The sequence below is a fragment of the Xanthomonas phaseoli pv. dieffenbachiae genome, assembly GCF_008639345.1.
In the GTDB taxonomy this organism is placed as follows: Bacteria; Pseudomonadota; Gammaproteobacteria; order Xanthomonadales; family Xanthomonadaceae; genus Xanthomonas; species Xanthomonas phaseoli.
This window is the reverse complement of sequence record NZ_CP041380.1, coordinates 1,185,374-1,207,454: the sequence shown is the minus strand read 5'-3', so window position 1 is coordinate 1,207,454 and position 22,081 is coordinate 1,185,374. Positions and strand designations below refer to the sequence as shown.

The following is a 22,081-nucleotide window of genomic DNA, read 5'->3' as shown; positions in this document are numbered from 1 at the left end:
GCGCATCGCGCGTACGCCTGCGCGGTCAGGACGGCATTCAAGCGTGCCCGGCGCATCAGGCTCATTGCTCATCGGCCAGGGTGATGTCATCGCCGGCATCGGCCGCTGGCGCGGCATCGTCGCCGAAGGGTGCGCCCAACATCGCCAGCATGGCAGCCCGCGCCTTTTCACCGAGGTCGTGCGCACGTGTCATGGTTTGCCGTGCTGCACGTGTCTGTGCATCGATGTCGCCTAACGCATCTGATTCTTCAGCCAGCCTGGCGCGCACGCCGTGCGCTAACGACATCAGCGCAACGATGCGATCGCGTGTCTCTGCCGATTGCTGCTGGACCCTGCTCAGTTTCGTTTGCGCCTCTTCGAGTACCCGCACTGCCTCATCCTCGCTGGCGGTGTCGTTCGCCAACGCATCGGTGCTCGTGGCATGCATGCGCAATACCCGCAGCGCTTGGCGTCGGATGTCGGCATCGCGCTCGGCATGTTCGATAGACTGACGCTCTAGCTCAGACACGCGCTGCAGATCCGCCAGACGCTGCAACAGGTCGTTCAACCTGTCGTCCAGGTCCTGCAGTTGCGCCTCTTGCGCGTCATACGCCTCTGCAGTCTGGCGCAGAAGGTAGTCGATCGCTGCAATCAGTGACGACTCACTTTGTGCAGCCTGCCGCAGTAATTCGAACGCATGCTGAGCTACCGCAATCTCCTCCATTGCGCTGCGCCCGGCCATCAGGTGATTTAGGCGACCGTGCGCCTGGTCAAGCGCATGCTCGGCCTGTGTCACCACCTCCCTGCAGGCGTGCAACGACGCAAGCGCTTGGCGCAAGCTCCACGGCGCGATCGCCGCTTCGGTGATGTCCTGGCCTGTTGGCGCAAGTCTGGCCAACAAGCGGTCGATGCGTTCGCCTGCCTTGGCCTGTGCGAGCCCCACTGCCTCCATCAGCGCAGCGCAGTTGCGGCGCTGCGCATCAACTCCAAGCGTTTGTTCTTCCAGGCGTGCCAATTCGCGCGTCAACGCGCGTAGATGAGGACCCTCCGGCGGCGTGCCCGTCTGCAGATGCCGTTCAAATGCAAGCTCGCGCGCCTCCTGTAACCCTGGGCGCTCGGCCCGCGGGGAGACCCTGCCCGGTTGCGGCACTTGCGCACGCTGAGGTTGCCCAAGCGCCTGCACGCCGGCCTGCTGCAGACGGTCCAGGGGGCGGCGCAGCGCACGCGCACCGGCTTCGAGGACTTCCGCCCCTTCGATGCGGTCGTACAACCCGTAACGGAACTGAATCTCCGCCTCGAACAACTGGTGCGAGGCGACCGCCGTCGACACCACATTGAGCAGCGGCAGACCGACACGACTGGTGACCGGATTTTCGTCGGTATTGTGAACGGCGATGGCCGCAAGCCGGTACAGATCCGGCGATTGCTGCGCGGCAACCAGAACGTCCTGCCAGGACATCCCGTCGCTGGACACCGGCAATCCCAGTGCAGCTGCTGACTGCGCATGCTGCCTGGCGGCTAGGGCGTCGTTGATCGCCACCATCGCCTGCGGCCGCATCTCAAACACGAAACGAACCTGATTGACATACGGGATGTCCTTGAATCTGCGCAACGCCTCATCCAGCCCGGGAATCTTGCGTCGTATCTCGGCAACGTCGCGCATCTTCTCGCCCAGCGCGCAGTGGCCGATGGCATGACTGATTACCGCGTCGAGCGATTCGCGTCCGAACATGTTGATCTCTACGCGGGCGCCGGGAATCACGCGCGCCCGCTGCTGGATGGCTGCAGCGTCCTCCTGCCGCAGCTGATGCAGCATGTCGACCACTGCCGCGCGCTCGGCCGCCGTACCGCCTTTCCACAGCGATGCCGCCGCGGCACTAGTCGCTTGCGCGGCGAGCGTCCGCTGTCGCGCCAGGGCTGCTCCGCCGAGTGCCGCGCCAGCTTCGATGGCCAGCGCGTCGGGACCCTGGATACGTTCGAGCGCCTTGCGCAGCACGACACTGCGCTCTTCCGGCGTGGACGGATACTCCATCGCGCTCAGTTCGGCGCTGCTTTCTGGAAAAACGGCCGTGAGCCGTGCGCGCAACGTGTCCCATCGATGCCGCGTCACCGGCTGCGCGGCATTCGTATCCAGGGTGCGCTTGTAGCTGGCAGTGCCCAATAACGGGCCGGTGCGCGTATCGTCCAGTATTGCGTTGGTTGGCAACTGCACGTCGCTAGACGCCACTCGCACACCGGCCAGCTGCAGCGTGCCGGCACCGGTGACGGCATTGACCAGCCGTTTGAAATTGCGTCCAAGTACCGAAGTCAATGTGCCACCTGAATTGATGCCGGCATTGACCTCGGCATTAATGCCGATGCGACCCTGGAATTCCAGGCCGATGATGTCTTGCCAGGCGTGGTCCAGATGCAATTCCATCTGGCTCCATTGCACCCCGATCTGCGCCGTCATGCCGACCGGCACCGACACCGTAATCGCGCTGCGCGGACTGCCGGTGGCTGCGCCCTGTGCGGTGGGCTGTTTCGCGCCGAAGGGATGCCTGACTGCCAGGGGATTCACAGCCAGGTTGACGTTGAGCGACGCGTTGATGTTGGTTTCAAACAGATCCAGGCCGATCGCCCCATCATTCACACCTGCACGTAACAGGCAGGTGGTATCGCCGGCGTACCGGTCGAACAACAGTCTGGCAAATTCGGGGATGGTGTCCGGCGACAGGATGACTGCCGCGCCCACGCCATGTTGATAGGTCCCCCCCACGCCTAGATTGGCCGCGCCGCCCCAGGTTGCAGACACTGTTTGCCCCGGGGCGTCCACATACACATGTCCGCCGGTCCCCGGGCCCGGTTCAAGATCAATGCTCAGGCCTGCGGTTGCGGACGCGGTCGCTTTTGCGTGGCGCACGAAGAAGGCCACCAAGCCCGCGTCGCCGTCCTTCGAATCGCCGATGCGCTCGACGCCCAGCGCGTGGATGGCCTCCCCTCCCATACCGACATTGATCGGATTTACATGCATCCATTGCACCGACCCCAGCGAGCCGCGCAGCTCGGCCGAGCGCACCCGAGTCGAGAAGAAGGTGCTGCGATTGAACAGGTCCTGCAGCACATCGATCATGCGCGATGCCATTTCATCTGGGGCGCTCCCCTGCGGCAGACCAAGACTCTTGAGCAGCTGCAGCTGGCGGGCGCTGCCGGGAGTAGTGACCTCTTGCCGAAAGGTCGACACCACGTCATCGAATGCCTCCAGTTCGCGCCAGGACGACAGCCCCAGCTTGGCCAGCGCATGCAACCCGGACTGCTGCCGCCTGGCGTCGGCTGCCTCCAGCGCCTGCGCGTCGTGAACGCCCAGCAGCGCGTCGTACTCAACCAAGCCTGCGAGCAGGCAGGCGCTGCGCAGCGCATTGGGCGCATCGGCTGCGTTGGCGGCTTGCTCCTTCTGGGCCGGCAAAGCGACCTTGGCGGTCTTGAGTCGATGGACGACCTCACGCAACTCGGCAAGCAGCGCATGCTCGATGTCGCTCAGTGCCTGCGGATGTAGCGCTGCGCCACCGGCCAGCGCAGCGATGCAACGGTCAAATGAGGGCATCAGGTCATCATCCTTCTGCACCACAGCGCGAGTGACCGCAGAACGCGCCCGCCGCCAAAGTTCGGCGACGCGATAGCTGGGAGTCGAACTTGTCCGCTGGATGGAGGCCCCGTCCGCCATGGAAAAATCGGCGGCCAGCGCGCCATCGCGGAATCCGATCTTGCGCAGATCGCGCAACAGCCCGGTCAAGGCCGTTTCGCGCAAGGCCACCAGGCGCGCATTCTGTTCAGCCGAAAGCCCATCAACCGGTTGGCGCTCAGACGCCGCAGCGGCAATACGCACCTCGGCCAGGACAGGCAAACTCTCGAACAGTTCCAGCGCAAGCGACTGGGCCTGCATCGCCTCCTGGCGGACGCCGGCAAGTCGCTGTTGCTGCGGTGTGGGTGGCTGTGTCACGCCGGTCCATCCGGCCAGCGTGCGCACAGCACCTCCGACTATGTCTGTCATCACTTGCGCGAGCGCGGTGGCCTGAGCGCGACCACTCTCGACCAGGACCTGCACATTCGAGCTCAAACTTAACGGATCGGTGGACGTGGTGCCCAGCAAGGTCGTGCTGATCGCCGCGTCGTGGTCGGGCGTACTGATCCGACTTGCCTGCTGCTGGTTTATGTGGGCATTGGTACCGGACTGGGTACTGGCAGCGGCGACTTCCTCGAGTGACGGAGACGCGGCAACGCGTGCCGCCAGGAGGGTGCCATCTGCAGCCGTCATTGCTGGCAACACGGCGTGCCAGCGCGCGCCCAACTGCACCTGGAGTCGCCCGGTACGCGTACTGCGCAGCCCACGCGGTGGCGGTAGCGTCTTTGGCAAGGTGATCTGCACCGCATCCCACTGCCCGTGTTCTGCAAGCCGGTATAGCTGCACAGGCCCTTGGTGAGGGTGGTCTAACGCATACAGCACATCGTCCAACCCGACCGCGATTGCCAGCGGGCGTTGCAGCGGGGGGATGCTGCCGCGGTTGCCTTCCGCATCCACCTTGAGCAACGTTCCCGACGCCGTCATCACTACCGCGCTGCGATCTGCATGCACTGCCGCCTGGACAAGCTCTTCGTCGAAATGGGCGATTGGCTTGCAGCGCACCTCCACTACATCCGGCACCACGATGAGCGGCCCACCGGAAGGCGTGGTGGGCACCGCATCGGCCGCCAGCCAGGTGGTCCGCCCGGGAAGCGTGATGTCGACCAGTTGCGGCGGCGAAGCCAGCAACGCAAACACTGGCCGACGGTCGACGAAGCCACGCGCTCCGGTATGCAACGAGACAACGCCGGTGAGTGGAGCGCCATCGGCAAGCTTTAGCCGCTCCCATGGCTGGTCTGGCGCGGGCGAGTAGTGCAGCACCCCGTCCAAATGCCCCAGCCGGGCATGTCCATCCAGCACCACCGGCGACTGTATCGCCTCATCGGCGGGCAGCTGCAGCCCTTCGCTGCGCATCAGCAGAAGCGGACGGTCGAGCATGAACGCCGGCTGGAATCTCGCTTGTCCTGCCGGCCGTTGCAACGCGATGCGGTGCCCGGTTCTGTCTTCCAGCACAAGATGCACACCGTTGTCGGTGGCAAGCCCGATGGACGTGACCGCCCATCCCTGTGAGCGCTCCGGCCGATCCGGCAAGGTCAGGCGCCGTGCAGCGATCGGCCCGGTTCCGCGCAGATCCGCCTCATACACGCGCCCCTTGTCATCGAGCATCAACGCGGTGCCGGCGTCAGGATGCGGCAGCGGCAGCACATCGACCGGCACCGCAGGCGTCGGCTCGAAGGCTGGGCCGCCAGGCACCGGACGCAACAACTCCACCATCCGGTCGGGCATATCCTCATCGCAACGCCGGAACAGGCCATCATGCAGCAGGCATGGCCTGCCATCGGCATCGAAACGAAGCACGGCGCCGTCCGGTAGATCGTCGACGCTGACGGATATCTGCTCACTGCCGGCGCGCCAGCAGTGAGCACCCGCCTGCAGATACACAGCGCCATCGGCCTGCAGGCCGAGCATGCGGATATCGGCAGCTGCACCGCACGCGGCGGGCAGCGGAACCGGTACCCAGCGCCCACGCGCATCGGCGCGATGCAGCTGGTTAGCACGACAGGTGAAACACTGACCATCGGTCGCCTGCCAGATACCGGTCAGCAGACCAATCGGCGGCTCGGCAAGCTGGCTGGCGATCTGGTCGGCGGTCGGCGCCGTGCCGGTGCGGCGTTCGACGTCCGGATGCACGGTCAACCCTGCGATCAGTAAACCTGGCGTTGTGGTGAAGAACGCCTCGTTGCGTGGCATCCGCGGATCCTTGGGGTCGGCCACATAGCGCAGCAGACGTCCACCGCCGCCTAGCGCCGATTCGCTCTGGATCGCCGGCCGACGCGCAAGACAAGCGTCAATTATGCGAGCGACCTCGCGATCCGACGCGGAGGCGCCGTCGAGCTGCACGCTGGCACGTCGGCCGTGCTGCGACGGGGAACTGCGCAGGCGGACCGCGGTGGTTGAGGTGCTGGATGCGCGTCGCCTTACCGGCAAGGCGCCCGGCGCATGCGCCGGAGACTCAGGGAAAGGCGGCCGCGGTGAGACTGTGGTCGGCACCGACGTGTCTACCGAATCTGGTGCCGGCAGCGACCGAGACGCACTTGAGGAAGCGATGGAGTGTGATGTGGTCATCGAACTATCCAAAAAAATGGGATGCTCGGCGCGACGTCTGCAGGGCGACGCCTCACACGGCGTGAAGTACCGCAGATGTGCATTCCCGATCAAGACAGGCCCACGGATGCCTGACAGTGCGCGGAGCATGCGTAGGCAATCCATTCGGCTTGATCGGAAACACTCGATGGGCGCGGGCAACGCCCAGGCCCTCACTTGGCGCACCGACGCATTGCCAGTTCAGGCCAGACGGCGAGCCCGCCAGAAACGCGAGCTCACGCGGGCGCTGGCAAACTCAGGGTGTGCACGCAATTGAACACGCTCACGCCCCGAGCGTGACGCTGTTGCCTTGCTGTGATTAAGCGCATATCGTCCTGCCTCCCAGAAGAAATGACATCCGTCAGAATGTATCGCTGCGGACACGTCGGGCATTCAACGTCCCGCTGCTCACCCCCTAAAGTAGTGCGCTGAGCATCGCGCGGAATGTCGAATGCGAAGCGCCGCGCGCGATGGCGAAACGTGGCGCACTGAAATTCCGACCGTATCGATCAGTTGCGACGTGCGTCGCCTAAACGATCAACGGCGCAAGAAATGCAGCTGTTCGGCTCTTGACATATTGAGCTACCGCAGCCGGCGTGCCTGCGACAACCACGTTGCCGCCAGCGTCACCCGCGCCCGGCCCCATCTCCAGCACCCAGTCGCTGCTGGCGGCCACGCGCATATCGTGTTCGACCACGATCACCGTGTTGCCTGCGTCGACCAGCCCTTGCAGTTGGCCCATCAAGGTATCCACGTCGGACGGATGCAGGCCGGTGGTCGGCTCGTCCAGCACGTAGACGGTGTCGCGTCGCTGCGCGCGTTGCAGCTCGGTCGCCAGCTTGATGCGCTGCGCTTCGCCACCGGATAGCTCGGTGGCCGGCTGACCAAGACGCAGATAGCCCAGCCCCACTTCGCGCAACACCTGCAACGGGCGCAGCACGCTGGCATCGTCGGCGAAGAAACCGGCTGCCTGATCCACCGTCATTTCCAGCACCTGCGCGATGTTGCGACCGCGTAGCGCAATCTCCAACGTCTTGGCGTTATAGCGTGCGCCGTGGCAGGTGGGGCACGGTGCGTAGACGCTGGGCATGAACAGCAATTCCACGTACACCGAGCCTTCGCCCTCGCAGGTGGCACAGCGGCCCTTGGCGACGTTGAAGGAGAATTGCCCCGGGTCATAACGGCGCCGGCGTGCGGCCGACGTGGCCGCAAACAGCTTGCGCACCGGGTCGAACAGGCCGGTGTAGGTGGCCAGATTGGAGCGCGGGGTGCGGCCGATGGGCTTTTGATCCACGCGCACCAGCCGGCGCACCTGATCCAACCCGGCGACAATCGCACCGCCCAACGGCACCTGCGTGCCGCGCTCCAGCGGATCCAAGGCGTCTTCGTCCTCTGCCTGCGCCTGCCCCAGATGGGCGGCCAGCAGTTCCACCAGCGCCTGGCTCACCAACGACGATTTGCCCGAGCCGGACACACCGGTCACGGTGGTGAAGACACCCAACGGCAGGTCCACATCCAGCGCACGGACGTTGTTGCGGGTGATGCCGCGCAGCTGCAGCCAAGCGCTTGCCACGCGCGCATGGCGATGCACCTGCGGCGGTGCGCCGAACAGATAGCGCCGCGTGGACGAGGCCTGCACCTGCTCCAATCCTGCGGGCGGGCCGCTGTAGAGCACCTGCCCGCCCTGCACGCCGGCTGCCGGGCCGACATCCACGATCCAGTCTGCATGGCGGATCACGTCCACTTCGTGTTCGACCACGAAGACCGAGTTTCCGGCCGCCTTGAGTTGATCCAACGCACCCAGCAGCGCCTGCGCATCGGCGGGATGCAAGCCGGCCGATGGTTCGTCCATCACGTACACCACGCCGAACAACTGCGAGCGGATCTGCGTGGCCAGCCGCAGCCGTTGCAACTCGCCCGGCGACAAGGTCGGCGTGCTGCGCTCCAGGCTGAGATAGCCCAGACCCAGCGCCTGTACGACGGCAATGCGCGCGCGCAGATCCGCGGCGATGCGTTGCGCGGCGATCACCTGTTCCGGATGCTGGCGCGCACCCTTGCGCGTACTGTTGGAGGGCGTGGCTTCGGCGGCGGGGCGCAGCAGCTCGGCCACCTCGTCCAGCGGGCGCCGCGACAGCTCCCCGATATCCAGCCCGGCAAAGGTGACCGACAAGGCCTCGCGGCGCAGGCGCTTGCCGTCGCACTGCGGGCATTGCGTGCTGAGCAAATACTGCGCCACGCGCTTTTTCATCTGCGCGCTTTGCGTGGTGGCGAAGGTGTGCAGCACATAACGCCGCGCACTGGTGAAGGTGCCCATGTAGCTGGGCTCTTCCTTGCGCTTGAGTGCGCGCTTGACCTCGGCCAAGTTGTAACCGGCATAGACCGGCACCACCGGCTGTTCGTCGCTAAACAGGATCCAGTCGCGGGTCTTCTTCGGCAGCGTGTGCCATGGCACATCCACGTCATGGCCCAGCGTGGTGAGGATGTCGCGTTGGTTCTGCCCATGCCATGCGCCCGGCCAGGCGGCGACCGCGCGCTCGCGAATGCTCAGGCTTCGGTCCGGCACCATGGTCGCTTCGGTGGCGTCATAGATGCGCCCCAGGCCGTGGCAGGTCGGGCATGCTCCCGCGGGCGTGTTCGGCGAAAAACCGTCGGCGTAGATGATCTCCTGCCCCGGCGGGTACTGGCCGGCACGCGAATACAGCATGCGCAACGAGTTGGAGATGGTGGTGACGCTGCCCACCGACGAGCGTGCGCTGGGCGCGCCGCGCGCCTGCTGCAGGGCCACCGCCGGTGGCAGGCCATCGATGGAATCCACCTCCGGCACACCGACCTGGTCGATCAGCCGCCGCGCATACGGCGAGATCGAATCCAGATAGCGCCGCTGCGCCTCGGCAAAAATGGTGCCGAACGCCAACGACGACTTGCCCGAGCCGGAAATGCCGGTAAACACCACCAGCGCATCGCGGGGGATGTCCACATCCACGTTCTTGAGGTTGTGCTCGCGCGCGCCGCGCACGCGCACGCGCACCAGGCCAGTGGAAGACGTCGCGTTTGACATGACTACCGAAACCAGAGATCGACAAGACGCCAGCCTAGCGTGCGCGGCATGCAGCCGGTGTCAGCGATGCTGATCGAGCGCAGGCAACACCTGAGGTGCCAGGCGCTGCAGATGGCATGCAGTGGCCAACGAGGCACGGGGGCGCATTCGTCAGATGGATGTGGACAGCGCGTAGCAGTCACATCTTGTGTGGTCGCTGCCGCTGCCTGGCGTGAGCCGCTCGTGCCTGAGGCGCGTACCGCCCTCTCTATGCGGCGCTTAACCTAGCGCATGCGCCGGCGACACCTGCTCGCCGGTGTCGGCCAGGGCATGCATGCGCCTCACCACGCCACTGAACAGCCGCGCGGTGGCGGCATTGCGGGTACGGAAGACCTCTTCCAGCGCGGCGTAATACCACAACGTGCCTTCGCGCCCGGCGGTAAACACATTGAAGATGTCCTGACCGACCGCAGGATTTTCCAGGTCCTGCACGATGCTGCGCGCGTTATAGAGCTTGTCGCAGCCGGACACCAGCAGCGCGCGCTCGGGCGTCTTGCGCAGGTGCGCAAGATAGGCCTGCTTGCGCTCGCGCCAATCGCGTTTGCGTGCGCGCTGGCTGTTGTCCACCTCGGCCTTGTCTTCGGCAGTGGCATCGGTGCACGCCATCACGATATCGGCCACCGCATCGCCGAACTGTGCGCGGATCGAGGCCTCGTGCCCGCCGCCGCAGTCTTCCACCACATCGTGCAGCAGGCCGGCGATGGCTTGTTCCTCATCGCCGCCGCATTCCAGCACCAGCGTCGAGACGCCCAGCAAATGACTCAGGTAGGGCACCTGCGTGCCCTTGCGCACCTGCCCGGCGTGCGCGATACGCGCGTAGTCCACGGCCAGGGCATAGCGTTCGGTGAGAGCGGCCATGGGGCATCCGATGCGAGCGATGCGCCTAGTATCGCCGAGCCCGACTGCCGACAGGTGAGGACACCGCCATGAGTGATTCAGGCTCAATGCTGCGCGATCGCGGCCGATAGGTCTAGGCTGCACCTACGCCGTTCGATGACCCAACGCCATGACCACACTTCCTGTCTGCAACGCCTGCCGCGACGGCCAAGACTTCCCCACCGCGATCACCATGGCCTTCCAGCCGATCGTGGACGTGTCCACCCGCAGCATCTACGCAGGCGAGGCGCTGGTGCGCGGCATCAACGGCGAGTCGGCCGGCAGCATCCTGGCCGCAGTGGATGAGCGCAATCGCTACGCATTCGACCAGGCCTGCCGCATCAAGGCCATCGAATGCGCTGCGCAGATTGGCCTGCCGGCGCTGCTGTCGATCAACTTCATGCCCAACGCGGTCTATAACCCCGAGCATTGCCTGCGCGCCACGCTATCGGCCACCGCGCAACACGGTTGGCCGCTCGACGCCATCATCTTCGAGGTCAGCGAGCAGGAACATCTCACCGATCCGGCGCATCTGCTCGGTATCTTGCGCACCTATCAGGCGCGTGGCATGAAGACCGCCATCGACGACTTCGGCGCCGGCTACGCCGGGCTCGGCCTGCTGGCCGAGTTCCAGCCGGATCTGCTCAAGCTGGACATCGCCCTGGTCCGCGGGATCGACACCGACCGCAGCCGCCAGGCCATCGTGCGCCATGTCACCCGCATGTGCGAAGAACTCGGCATTGCCGTCATCGCCGAGGGCATCGAACAACCCGACGAATACCGCACCCTGCGCGACCTGGGCATCCACCTGCAGCAAGGCTATCTGTTCGCCAGACCCCAGATCGGAGAACTACCGAAGGTGCATTGGCCGCAGTGAGCGTGCGGGTGTGCGCACGAACGACGCAAATCTGCGCGCCAACCAGCAAGCGCAACACGCAGGCGCAAGCGCACAACGTCCCAACCAGCGGCAATCGAACGCGCGGAAACCGCTCTTACGATTCCCCAATCCCGATTCCCGATTCCCGATTCCCGATTCCCGATCCCGATCCCGATCCCGACACCGCCTCGCAAGCCACCAGCGACCGCCGAACACCACGCGGCGCCACTCACACATACCGCGGAATCGGCCCCAGCTGCGGCGTCTGATCCGGCAGCTCCACCTCCACTTCATCCACATAGCACCAGCCCCAGCCTTCGGGCGGGTCGTAGCCTTCGATGATGGGATGGCCGGTGGCATGGTGATGCGCGGTGGCATGTCGGTTGGGCGAGTCGTCGCAACACCCCACATGGCCGCAACTGCGGCACAGGCGCAGATGCACCCAGACGCTGTCGATGGCCAGGCACTCTTCGCAGCCGCGCGCACTGGGTGTGACCGCATGGATTTGATCGGTATGGCGGCAGTGTTGGCTCATGCGCTGGTGGACTCCTGGCTGGCGCTGGCAAGTTCGGAGACCGGCACCGGGTTGGCCTGATGTGCGAGGTACTGATGGATCTGCGCAACCACGGCGGCGCCCTCGCCCACTGCGGCGGCCACGCGCTTGACCGAGCCCGCACGCACATCGCCGATGGCGAATACGCCAGGGCGATTGGTTTCCAGCGGCAGGCACGCCGGTACGCCGTCGCCACGCGCGGTGCCGGTCATGACGAAGCCGCGCTTGTCGGTGTCCACGCAGTCCTGCAGCCAACCGGTGTTGGGGTCTGCGCCGACGAACAGGAACAGGTGCCGCAACTCCACGCGCGCGGTTGCACCGTCCTTGCGCGTGCGCAACACCGCGGCCTGCAAGCCGCGCTCGGGGTCGCCTTCCAGCGCGGCCACTTCGGTGCCGGTGTGCAGCTGCACGTTCGGCAACGCGGCGATACGTTCGATGAGGTATTGCGACATCGAGCTTTCCAGCCCGTCGCCGCGAATGATCAGGTGCAGTTCCTTGACCCGCGGCGCCAGGAACGCCACCGCCTGCCCTGCAGAATTGCCGCCGCCCACCAGCGCCACCACGCCGCCTTCGCACAGGCGCGCTTCCACCGGCGAGGCCCAGTAGGACACACCGTGGCCTTCGAAGCGATCCAGGCCCTCGATCTCCGGGCGCCGGTAGCGCGCACCCGAGGCGATCACCACCGTGCTGGCCAGCACTTGTTTGCCATCGGCCAGATCCAGCTTTAGCGCGCCATCGTCGCGGCCGCATTCCAGCGTGGCCGCCTCGATCGGAATCGCCAGTTCCGCGCCGAATTTCAGCGCCTGGTTGTACGCGCGCCCGGCCAGCGCCTGCCCGGAAATGCCGGTGGGAAAGCCGAGATAATTTTCGATGCGCGCCGACGCACCGGCCTGCCCGCCGATGGCGCGCTGGTCCAGCACCAGCACCGACAAGCCTTCGGATGCGGCATACACCGCCGTCGCCAGGCCGGCAGGGCCGGCGCCCACAATCGCCACGTCGTAACGTTTGTCCGGGTCGATGTCCGGCGTCATGCCCAGGCAATGCGCGGCTTCGGCGTCGCTGGGCTGGCGCAGCACCCGCCCGCTGGGGCACACCATCACCGGCAGATCGTGTTCCTGGATGCCCAGGCGCTCCACCAACGCGCGGCCGTCGTCGTCGGAGACATCCATCACCGTGTTGGGGTAGCCGTTGCGGGTCAAAAATCCCTGCAGACGGGTCAGATGCGGATCGTTCGGCTCGCCGATCAGCACCGAACCGGAAGCATCGCCCTCGATCAGCCCGACGCGGCGCAGGATCAACGCACGCATCACCACTTCGCCCACTTCGGCCGAACTGATCATCAGCGCGCGCAGATGCGCGGTATCGAAGGGCAGCGCCAGGCAGCCGTCCGGCCCGGCACGTCCGGCCGCCAGCGACGCGCGCCCGGCCAGCTGACTCACCTCGCCGGTGAACTGGCCGGGCGTGTGCCGGGTGATCGGCTTTTCGTTGCCCAGTCCGTCGCGGCGCACCACTTCGATGGCGCCCTCCAGCACCACCCACACCGGCGCGTGGGCATCGCCAACCTCGAACACGGGATCGCCCGCGCCGAACCGTTGCGCCGGCCCGCTGGCAAATCGCCGGGTGATCGACAGCTGGCCCGCGTCCAGCTCGGGAAACATCTGATGGTGGCGGGTCTGGTCCAAAGACATGGAGGGGCGACGCGGCTAGGGGATCACATGCAAGCATGGGCAGTGGTGATGGCAATGGCAATCACCCGAAATGGTCACGCATCGCCGCGACAGCGTGCAGACACCGGGCAAGCGTACGCGAGCGCGTGCTGCGGCCGGTCAGGCGCTTGCAGCTGGTGAAGACCGCACGCGTTCGGCGTGGGGAATCCGGCGCGGCCGATACACCCGGCAAGCAATCATCCGCCAGGTGCAGACCGCGCATGGCAAACGCAGGATCCGCATGTTGCATCCCGCGCAAAGTAACCCTTGTGCGCGTCCGACAACTGCACAGGCGTTTTGTGAGCTGCCCGATCAATCGAGCCCAAGCCTGGGCACTACGACCGCACGGGCTGCCAATGTGGCCCATGCTGCCCGGCCGCCATGCGCTGGGCCGGGCGCACGCGAAACACCACGCTGATGCGCTCGCCCACCGCGCCCGTGGTTTTGGCAATGCCGTGCGCGTGCGTGTGTTGCGAAGCGTGGCTCATCGCCAGCAGGCTCCCCGGTGCCAGCTCTAGCGCAACCGCCCGCGCGTTGCCGTCCTTGGCGCGCAGTTGCATCCGGCGCGGTGCACCCAGCGACAGCAGCGCGATCGGATGCGGTGCCACCAGTGTGTGCAATGCGTCGTGATGCATTGCCACGCTGTCGCGCCCATCGCGGTACAGATTCAAGCCCGCCGCGTTATGCGGCGCCGGGAGCACCGCCTGCACCGCATCGAGCAAGCGCTGCAGCGGCAATCCCGCAGGCCATGTTTCATCCAACCGATACGAGGCCAGCAGGCGCGGCACCTCCACCACCCGTTCGTACATTTCGCGGCGCTGGCTGCGCCAATCGGCGCCCTCGCGCAGTGCGTCGAACGCGGCCTGCGCCAGTGCGGGCGGCAACAGCTGCGGCCAATAGCGCACGCCACCTTGCTGGTCGTGCAGCACCTGCAGCGGTGCGATGGGAGCGTTGAACAAATCCATCAACGCAATATGCGGGCGCCTGCAGCAGATTTCAGCGCCACGCCTTCGTCGCCCATGGCGCCAGCCGACCAGTTCAGCTTCACGCTGCGGTACACAAAGCGCCGCACCGTTCTCACGTACGGCGATCAAGCATGCCTGCTCGTTTTCGTGGAGAGATCGCATGCATCGCCCCCCTCCTGCCCACGTGGTGATTTGCGGCGTGTCCAGCGGCATCGGGCAAGCACCTGGCATTGCCGCGGCATCGACGGTGGCGACCGGCGGCGCCCCGGATTGCGCGCACGCTCTCCCCGCGACAAGGTGTTGATCGGTGCCGCCGCTGCAGCAGTGGCGGGTTTGGCGGTGCTGGCGTCACGGCGCAGGGAAATGGCTGCGGTGTGCGACTGCGTTGGCGACCGTTGCGCGTTCTCGCCGGCGATTGCCTAACGCGGACCACGCGGAGAACACAGACTAACGTCCATGCAGCACGACAGCCGCCAGATGTGCCGCGGTGCGTGCCCAAGCAACCACATCGATCACGCGCGCCTGCTCAGCGAACCCAACCATGACCACGATGGCCATCGCATCCTCTCACCTGTAGCGCGCCCGCTCAGCTGTGCTACGGTCCGGCGCTGCATCCGCCTGGAGCACTTGGCATGTCGTCTCGCTTGATCGCCCCACGTCGGGCTCGTTGGCTGGCATTGCTTGCCGCCGTCGTCGCAGTGTTCGGCAACGCGGCGCCGCGTACGCCTGCAACTGCCTTCGACGCAGTGGACCCGTTCATTGGCACCGGTGGCGAAGGCCATACCTATCCAGGTGCCACGGTGCCGTTCGGCATGGTGCAGCTGAGCCCGGATACGCAAATCAAGCCGCGCAAGGACGCCTACGGCTGGGCAGCTGGCTATCGGCATAGCGACACCACCATCGTCGGGTTCTCGCATACGCATTTTTCCGGCTCCGGGCATTCGGATCTGGGCGACATCCTGCTGATGCCGCAGGCCGGCGACATCAAGCTCGAACGCGGCGACGCCAGCAAGCCGGGCAGCGGCTATACCGCGCAGTTCGACCACGCCAGCGAACAGGCGCAGCCCGGCTATTACGCAGTGACCTTGAAAGACCGCAACATCCGCGCCGAACTCACCGCCAGCGCGCGCGTGGGCGTGCATCGCTATCAGTTTCCCAAAGGCACGCCGGCGCATGTGCTCATCGACCTGCGCACCAGCCTGTACGACTACCCCGGCAAGGTGCAGTGGTCGCGGCTGCGGGTGCGCAGCGATGGCACGGTGACCGGCTTTCGCGAAACACGCGGCTGGGCGCCCGGCCGGCAGCTGTATTTCGCCATGCGCTTCTCGCGTCCGCTCACTGCCACGCAACTGCATGACACCGAGCAGGACATCCCATACAAGGGTTTCCCACCACCGGGCGAAAAGAATCCTGCGCAGCGCGCGCAGATCGAAGGCCGGCAACTGGTCGGTGTGTTCGACGTGGCCAATGACGGCACACCGCTGGTGGTGAAGGTGGCGCTCTCGCCGGTCAGCGAGGCCGGCGCCATCGCCAACCTCGCCGCCGAAGTGCCTGGCTTCGATTTCGATCGCGTACGCACCGATGCACGTGCGCAATGGACGCAGGCGCTGTCGGCGATCGATGCACAAGGCACCACGCAACAACGCACCCAGCTCTACACCGCGCTCTATCACACCCTGCTGGGGCCAACGCTGTTCATGGACAGCGACGGCCGCTACCGCGGGCCGGACAATGCGGTGCATCAGGCAAATGGCTGGACCAACTACTCCACCTTCTCGCTGTGGGACACCTACCGCGCCTTGCATCCGCTGCTCACCCTGGTGCAGCCGGCGCAACGCAGCAGCGACGTGGTCAATTCCCTGCTCGCCTCGCGTCGCGAAAGCGCCTACGGCATCCTGCCGATATGGGCATTCCATGGCCTGGAAACCTGGTGCATGATCGGCTACCACGCCGTCCCGGTGATTGCCGACGCGTACATGAAAGGCATCGGCGGCTTCGACGCAGAGGAAGCCCTGCAGGCCATGGTCGCCAGCGCCAACTACGGCCCGTACGATGGCATTGCGCAATACCGCGAGCTGGGCTACGTGCCCATCGACGAAGAAGGCGAAGCCGCCTCCAAGACGCTGGAATATGCCTTCGACGACTGGACCATCGCGCGCATGGCCGACAAGCTCGGCAAGCCCGCCATCGCTGCAGAATTCAACAAGCGCGCAGGCAACTGGAAGCATGCCTTCGACCCGGCCACCGGCTACATGCGCGCGCGCACCCGCGCCGGCAACTTCCGCGAGCCATTCGACCCATCTGCCAGTGGCTACGGCAGCGACTACACCGAAGGCAATGCGTGGCAATACTCCTGGTACGTGCCGCAGGACGTGGCCGGGCTGGCTGCCGCGCATGGCGGCGACGACAACTTGCTTGCCCGGCTGGATGCGGTGTTCGATGCCAAGGTGGACCCGAAGATCTTCGAGCACATGGAAGACATCACCGGCCTGATCGGCTGGTACGCGCACGGCAACGAACCCAGCCATCACGTTGCCTATCTGTATGCGTATGCCGGCCAACCGTGGCGCACGCAGGCGCGCCTGACCCAGATCATGCGCAGCCAGTATCACGCCGGGCCCGAGGGCCTGGCCGGCAACGACGATCTCGGCCAGATGTCGGCCTGGTACGTGTTCACCACGCTGGGCTTCTACCCGGTGGCGCCCGGCAGCAACCAGTACGTCATCGGCCGCCCGTTCCTGCCGCGTGCCACGCTCAACCTGCCCAATGGCAATCGTTTCTCGATCATCGCCGAAGGCGTGAGCGATGCACGCAGCTACGTCGGCAGCGCCACGCTCAACGGCAAACCGCTGACCCGCGCTTATGTGACACACGAGGAAATCCAGGCTGGCGGCGAGCTGCGTTTCCGCATGCAGGCGACACCGAATCCGCGATGGGCCACCGACCCGGCGCAGCGGCCGTATTCGATGTCGGCCCAGCTGCAATGATCCAACGCCGTTGCGAGATGTAGCGCCCGGATGATCCTGCAGGGATGTATCCCGCAGGAAATGAGGTGTCTGCGCGGCTCCACCGAACGTTCGCTACATTTGGTCAGCTGCCCCTGGAGTGGCCCTGGCTAATTGCCTCAGTCGTGGGTCCGCATGCGCAAACCGCATGCACCGCGCTCGATCAACGCTGCCGTACAGCCAGCTGTGCCAGCGTCGTCGACTCCTGCGCAACGCGTGCGTTTGTCTTGCGTCAGTTTCTGAATGCGACGTCTCCGGGGCGATGGCACTGCATGCACCGCGGTCACGTATTCACACGATGCACAACTTTCGTTCACCGATACGCATCGCCCCGCTTTCCACACTGGTCGTCATCGGTACGCACGACGACTGCGTGCCTGCCCTTCCCCCAATGCAGGAGCGTGTGCATGTCCAGCACCAAGAATCAGTACGAAATGCAGAACCCGTTGACCCAGTTCCCGCAACCGCAATTTCCGGAACAAACCCAGCAAGCGCCGGGCACCGTCCACGAACTGCAGCCCAAGGCAGACCATGGCGAGCAGAGCTACAAGGGCTTTGGTCGCTTGCAGGGTCGCAAGGCCCTGATCACCGGCGCAGATTCCGGGATCGGGCGCGCCACCGCCATCGCATTTGCACGCGAAGGTGCCGATATCGTGCTCAATTACCTGCCGGAAGAGGAACAGGACGCAGCCGAAGTCGTGCAACTGATCCAGGCAGAAGGGCGCAAAGCCATCAGCGTTCCGGGCGATCTCAAGAACGAGGAATTTTGTACCCAACTCGTGGATCGGGCGGTGAAAGAGCTTGGCGGACTGGATGTACTGGTCAACATCGCGGGTAAACAGACCGCCGTGAAAGACATCGCGGACATCACGACCGAGCAGTTCGACGCCACCTACAAGACCAACGTCTATGCGATGTTTTGGCTGTGCAAGGCGGCCATCCCGCATTTGCCGCCGGGTGCCTCCATCATCAATACCGGTTCGATCCAGTCGTATCAGCCCTCGCCTACGCTGCTCGACTACGCTTCCACCAAGGCGGCCATCGTCAACTTCACCAAGGGGCTGGCGCAGCAGATCGCCGAGAAGGGGATTCGCGTCAACGCAGTCGCGCCTGGACCGGTGTGGACGCCGCTGCAGCCCAGCGGTGGTCAGCCGCCGGAAAAGATTCCCGATTTCGGCTCTGAAACGCCGCTCAAGCGCGCTGGCCAGCCGGTGGAAATGGCGCCGCTGTATGTGATTCTTGCATCGCAGGAATCGAGCTACGCCACCGGCGAAGTGTTCGGTGCCACTGGCGGCCTGTTGCTGTCTTGAGCCATCCCGGCGCTGAGTTTCGACGCGATGCCACCGGCGCCTTGCCGATCGCCGCTTATGCGGCGATCGGTGACGGGCGCTCGGTGGCGTTATGCGGTGCAGACGGCAGCATCGATTGGTGGTGCGTGCCGAAGATGGACTCGCCGCCGTTGTTCGATCGCCTGTTGGATGCAGGCGAAGGCGGCTATTTCGCCCTTACGCCGCAACAGCTGCAGCACGTGCAGCGCAACTACCGCGATGGCAGCAATATTCTCGAAACGACCTTCAGCACCGCCACCGGCAGCGCACGCCTGACCGAGTCACTCAACAGCGGCGAAGCCGGCCGGCTGCCGTGGTCGGAACTTGCGCGACGCATCGAAGGCATCGAAGGCCGCGTTGTCTTCGACCTGATCTACCGGCCCGGCACACGTGCCGGAGAAGCCACCCCCTGGCAAAGCGAGACGCCGAACGGACGTGTGCATCACGTCGGTTCGCTCATGACCATGTTGCGCTACGACGAGAATGCAGCGCAGCTAGTGCGGTGCGATGACCGCGGCGTGCACGTGACGCTGGCGATCCACGCAGGCGACACCCAGGTCGTAGCACTGCTGGCCGCCGAAGAAGATGCGCTGCCAGTGCCCGCGCTGGAAGACATCGGTGGGCGCATCGAGCGCAGCGACCAGGAGTGGCGCGAGTGGAGCGGCAACCTGTCTTACGACAAGAGTTACCGCGATGCGGTCGTGCGCTCTGCGCTGGCGCTCAAGTTCCTGTGGTTTTCGCCTACCGGCGCCATCGCTGCTGCAGTCACCACGTCATTGCCGGAACAGATTGGCGCAAACGGCAATTGGGATTACCGCTATGCCTGGGTCCGCGATGCCGCCTACACCACCAAGGCCTTCCTGCGCGTGGGTGCATTGGCCGATGCCAAGGCTGCGTTTAGCTGGTTGATGCGCACCATCCGCCAGCACCGGCCCGGCGTGCGCCCCTGCTACACCCTGGATGGCGCGTTGGTGCCCGACGAACGCGTGATCGACATTCCCGGCTATCGCAACACGCGCCCGGTGCGCGTGGGCAACACCGCCAACACCCAGCTGCAGCTGTGCCTGTACGGAGATATCTTCGAAATGGCCGCGCGCTTCCTCGATGCAGGCCACATCCTGGACCAGGAAACCGCACGTCAGTTGTTCGAGCTCGGCAACGAATGCGCAGACACCTGGATGCGCAAGGACGCAGGCTTCTGGGAACTGGAAACCGCCCAACACTACACCATGTCCAAAGTGGAATGCTGGCTGGCGCTGCGCCGCGCCAGCGAGCTGGCCAAGGCCGGCCACCTCTCCACCGCGATGCTGCCACGCTGGGAGCGCGAACAGGCGCGGATTCTGGAGTGGATCGACATGCACTGCTGGTCCGACGCCAAGCAGGCATACACCTTTTACGCGGACACCGACGACCTGGACGCAAGCCTGCTGTTGGCCTCGCGCTTTGGGCTGGGCGGGCCGCGCCGCGAGCGCATGATCGCCACCCGCGATGCCATTGCCGCAGAACTCGGCAGCGACGCATTGCTGCACCGCTACAGCGGCATGCAACAACGCGAAGGAGCATTTATCGCCTGCTCGTTCTGGCTGGTCGAAGCTTATGGGCTGCTCGGCGAGCGTGCCGAAGCCAGGCGCTTGTTCGAACAGTTGCTGGAACAGCTGGGCAACGATGTCGCACTGATGTCCGAGATGCTGGACACCAGCACTGGCGCCGCCCTGGGCAACGTACCGCAAGGCTTGAGCCACCTCGCGCTGATCCACGCAGCGCTGGCCGTAGATGGCGAATAAGCGCAGCGCAGCATCTGTCCTCGCCGGTGCATCAGGCTGCCATCAGCAGACGCCTTCTGCCGTCGGCAGAAGCGGACACCTCGCGAATGCGGCTGCGCCAGACCACAGCTCGACCCATTGCGTCGATTCGCCTACTGCGCCATTACCACCGTCTGGATCGCGTGCGCGGGAATTTCCAACGTGCTGGATGCTTCGCCCACATACAGGTTGTAGGCAATCGCCACGTCGCTGGCATTCATGACCACCATGGCCAGGCTGCCATCGGTGTTGACAAACGCGGTGGTCGCCAGATTGCTGCGGCTGCTGGCCGCGCTGACCCGCCGTGCGCCCGGCCGGATGAATTTGGAAAAGTGGCCGATATACCAATAGCTCGGCGTATAGGTCACCTCGCCGGTGCGCGTATCGGCATGCACCGGCGCAAAGCAGTAATTGCCTACATGGTTCGGCCCGCCCTGTTGGTCGAGCAGAATGTTCCAGTCCGTCCAGCCCACTGCGCCATGATTGAGGTCGTTGATGATGGCCGTGCCGTAGCGTTCGCCATTGGGCCAGTACTGCAACTTGGCCGGGTCGAACTTTTCCACCGCCGCTTCGGTCAACAGCAGGTGCTTGTCCGGGTAGGCCTGCGCCACTGCCGCCACGTTCTCCACCATCGGCTCGAATCCGGCCCAGGTTTCGTACCAGTGGAAGCCCATGCCCCACGCATATTTTGCCGCCTCCGGATCATCGAAGATCACATGCGCGCGGTGCACCATCATGTCGCGGTTGTGGTCCCACACGATGATCTTGCGATCGCCGTAGCCGGCGCTGGCCATGGTGGGCCCAAGATGATTCTTCAGGAAGTCGCGTTCGTCTTCGGCCGAAAACAGCATCGACTCCCAGGTCTGCACCGCCATCGGCTCGTTCTGCAGGCTGATGCCCCAGATGGGGATGCCCGCTTTTTCGTAGGCCGCGATAAACCGCGTGTAGTAGCTTGCCCAGGCCTGCGCGTACTCGGGCAATAGCTTGCCGCCCTTGAGCATGGTCTTGCTGTCTTTCATGAAGGCCGGCGCACTCCACGGGCTGGCGAACGTGGTGAGCTTGCCGCCGGCCGCCGCAATGGCCTGGCGCAACATCGGGATGCGGTACTTGGCATCGTGCTTGACCGAAAAACTCTTCAGCGCCGCGTCGCCCTCCTTGATGTAGGTGTAGCTGCCGCTGCTGAAATCCGAGCTATGGATGGTGGTACGCGCCAGCGTGTAGCCGATGCCCTGCTGCGGATCGTAGTAGGCCGTGAGCAACGCACGTTGCGTACGCTTGGGCAGCTTGGCAAAGGTCTCTGCGCTGGAATCGGTGATCGCACCACCAATACCCAGTACCTGCTGAAACTGCCGCTGCGGATTGACGAAGATGGAGTTTTCTTTTTCGGTCAATGCATGGCCGGCGACAGGCGCGGCCGCCGTGCTGGCGCGCATCTGTTGCGTGGCGCCTTGGGAGCTGGTGTAGATGCGCAATGCGCCAGCGCTGCGCGTCGCTGGCGAGGTTGCATCTGGCGCTGCTGCAGCCGCCGCGTGTGCCACGGCTGCCGTTGCGGCGCTCGCGCTGCTCACCGTGCCCAGCATCCCCAGCATTCCCACCACCGACCACGTCATCGCTCGCTTCACCGCGCACCCTCCCAGGTAGATCGCGCA

Annotated in this window: 12 protein-coding genes and 1 pseudogene; 4 read left to right on the top strand and 9 right to left on the bottom strand. The window is 65.2% G+C overall.

The window, feature by feature from the left end; translation table 11 throughout:
* Positions 1–61: 61 nt before the first annotated feature.
* From FLG15_RS05615 to FLG15_RS05605, 3 genes are all read right to left on the bottom strand, one after another.
* Positions 62–6,067 carry a coiled-coil domain-containing protein gene (locus FLG15_RS05615; RefSeq protein WP_150147571.1) on the bottom strand — a complete coding sequence of 2,002 codons (6,006 nt, stop codon included), beginning with the start codon at positions 6,065–6,067 and terminating at the stop codon, positions 62–64.
* 685 nt (positions 6,068–6,752) lie between these two features.
* The gene (locus tag FLG15_RS05610; protein WP_150145656.1) at positions 6,753–9,281 is read right to left on the bottom strand and encodes an excinuclease ABC subunit UvrA; all 2,529 of its coding nucleotides are present in this window, start codon (positions 9,279–9,281) and stop codon (positions 6,753–6,755) included.
* Between the two features lie 258 nt (positions 9,282–9,539).
* A complete protein-coding gene (locus FLG15_RS05605; RefSeq protein ID WP_057678211.1) occupies positions 9,540–10,178 on the bottom strand; it encodes an HD domain-containing protein in 639 nt (212 codons plus the stop codon).
* A 148-nt stretch (positions 10,179–10,326) separates the two neighbouring features.
* On the opposite strand from FLG15_RS05605, the gene FLG15_RS05600 reads away from it, so the two are divergent.
* The gene (locus FLG15_RS05600; RefSeq protein WP_057678210.1) at positions 10,327–11,073 is read left to right on the top strand and encodes an EAL domain-containing protein; all 747 of its coding nucleotides are present in this window, start codon (positions 10,327–10,329) and stop codon (positions 11,071–11,073) included.
* A gap of 229 nt (positions 11,074–11,302) precedes the next feature.
* On the opposite strand, the gene FLG15_RS05595 is transcribed toward FLG15_RS05600, so the two are convergent.
* From FLG15_RS05595 to FLG15_RS23345, 5 genes and pseudogenes are all read right to left on the bottom strand, one after another.
* Complete coding sequence (locus FLG15_RS05595) at positions 11,303–11,608, bottom strand: UBP-type zinc finger domain-containing protein (protein WP_007965509.1); 306 nt, start codon at positions 11,606–11,608, stop codon at positions 11,303–11,305.
* Positions 11,605–13,314: an FAD-dependent oxidoreductase gene (locus FLG15_RS05590; protein ID WP_150145654.1), complete on the bottom strand. Its 1,710-nt coding sequence runs from the start codon at positions 13,312–13,314 to the stop codon at positions 11,605–11,607. The genes FLG15_RS05595 and FLG15_RS05590 overlap by 4 nt, the downstream gene beginning before the upstream one ends.
* Positions 13,315–13,375: 61 nt before the next feature.
* The gene (locus FLG15_RS05585) at positions 13,376–13,582 is read right to left on the bottom strand and encodes a hypothetical protein (RefSeq protein ID WP_057679936.1); all 207 of its coding nucleotides are present in this window, start codon (positions 13,580–13,582) and stop codon (positions 13,376–13,378) included.
* Between the two features lie 85 nt (positions 13,583–13,667).
* Positions 13,668–14,297, bottom strand: a complete 630-nt coding sequence (locus FLG15_RS05580; RefSeq protein ID WP_150145652.1) for an alpha-ketoglutarate-dependent dioxygenase AlkB — start codon at positions 14,295–14,297, stop codon at positions 13,668–13,670.
* 31 nt (positions 14,298–14,328) lie between these two features.
* A pseudogene (locus FLG15_RS23345) lies at positions 14,329–14,510 on the bottom strand (hypothetical protein).
* A 419-nt stretch (positions 14,511–14,929) separates the two neighbouring features.
* Here FLG15_RS23345 and FLG15_RS05570 point away from each other — a divergent pair.
* From FLG15_RS05570 to FLG15_RS05555, 3 genes are all read left to right on the top strand, one after another.
* Positions 14,930–17,284, top strand: a complete 2,355-nt coding sequence (locus FLG15_RS05570) for a GH92 family glycosyl hydrolase (RefSeq protein ID WP_150145651.1) — start codon at positions 14,930–14,932, stop codon at positions 17,282–17,284.
* A 425-nt stretch (positions 17,285–17,709) separates the two neighbouring features.
* Positions 17,710–18,612 carry an SDR family oxidoreductase gene (locus tag FLG15_RS05560; protein ID WP_057679932.1) on the top strand — a complete coding sequence of 301 codons (903 nt, stop codon included), beginning with the start codon at positions 17,710–17,712 and terminating at the stop codon, positions 18,610–18,612.
* Positions 18,609–20,414 (top strand): glycoside hydrolase family 15 protein, encoded by a 1,806-nt coding sequence (locus FLG15_RS05555; protein ID WP_057679931.1) that lies wholly within the window; start codon positions 18,609–18,611, stop codon positions 20,412–20,414. Before FLG15_RS05560 ends, FLG15_RS05555 begins: the two co-directional genes overlap by 4 nt.
* Before the next feature lie 131 nt (positions 20,415–20,545).
* Here FLG15_RS05555 and FLG15_RS05550 read toward each other — a convergent pair whose 3' ends face one another.
* Positions 20,546–22,021 carry a glycoside hydrolase family 30 protein gene (locus tag FLG15_RS05550; protein WP_057679930.1) on the bottom strand — a complete coding sequence of 492 codons (1,476 nt, stop codon included), beginning with the start codon at positions 22,019–22,021 and terminating at the stop codon, positions 20,546–20,548.
* Positions 22,022–22,081 lie beyond the last annotated feature (60 nt).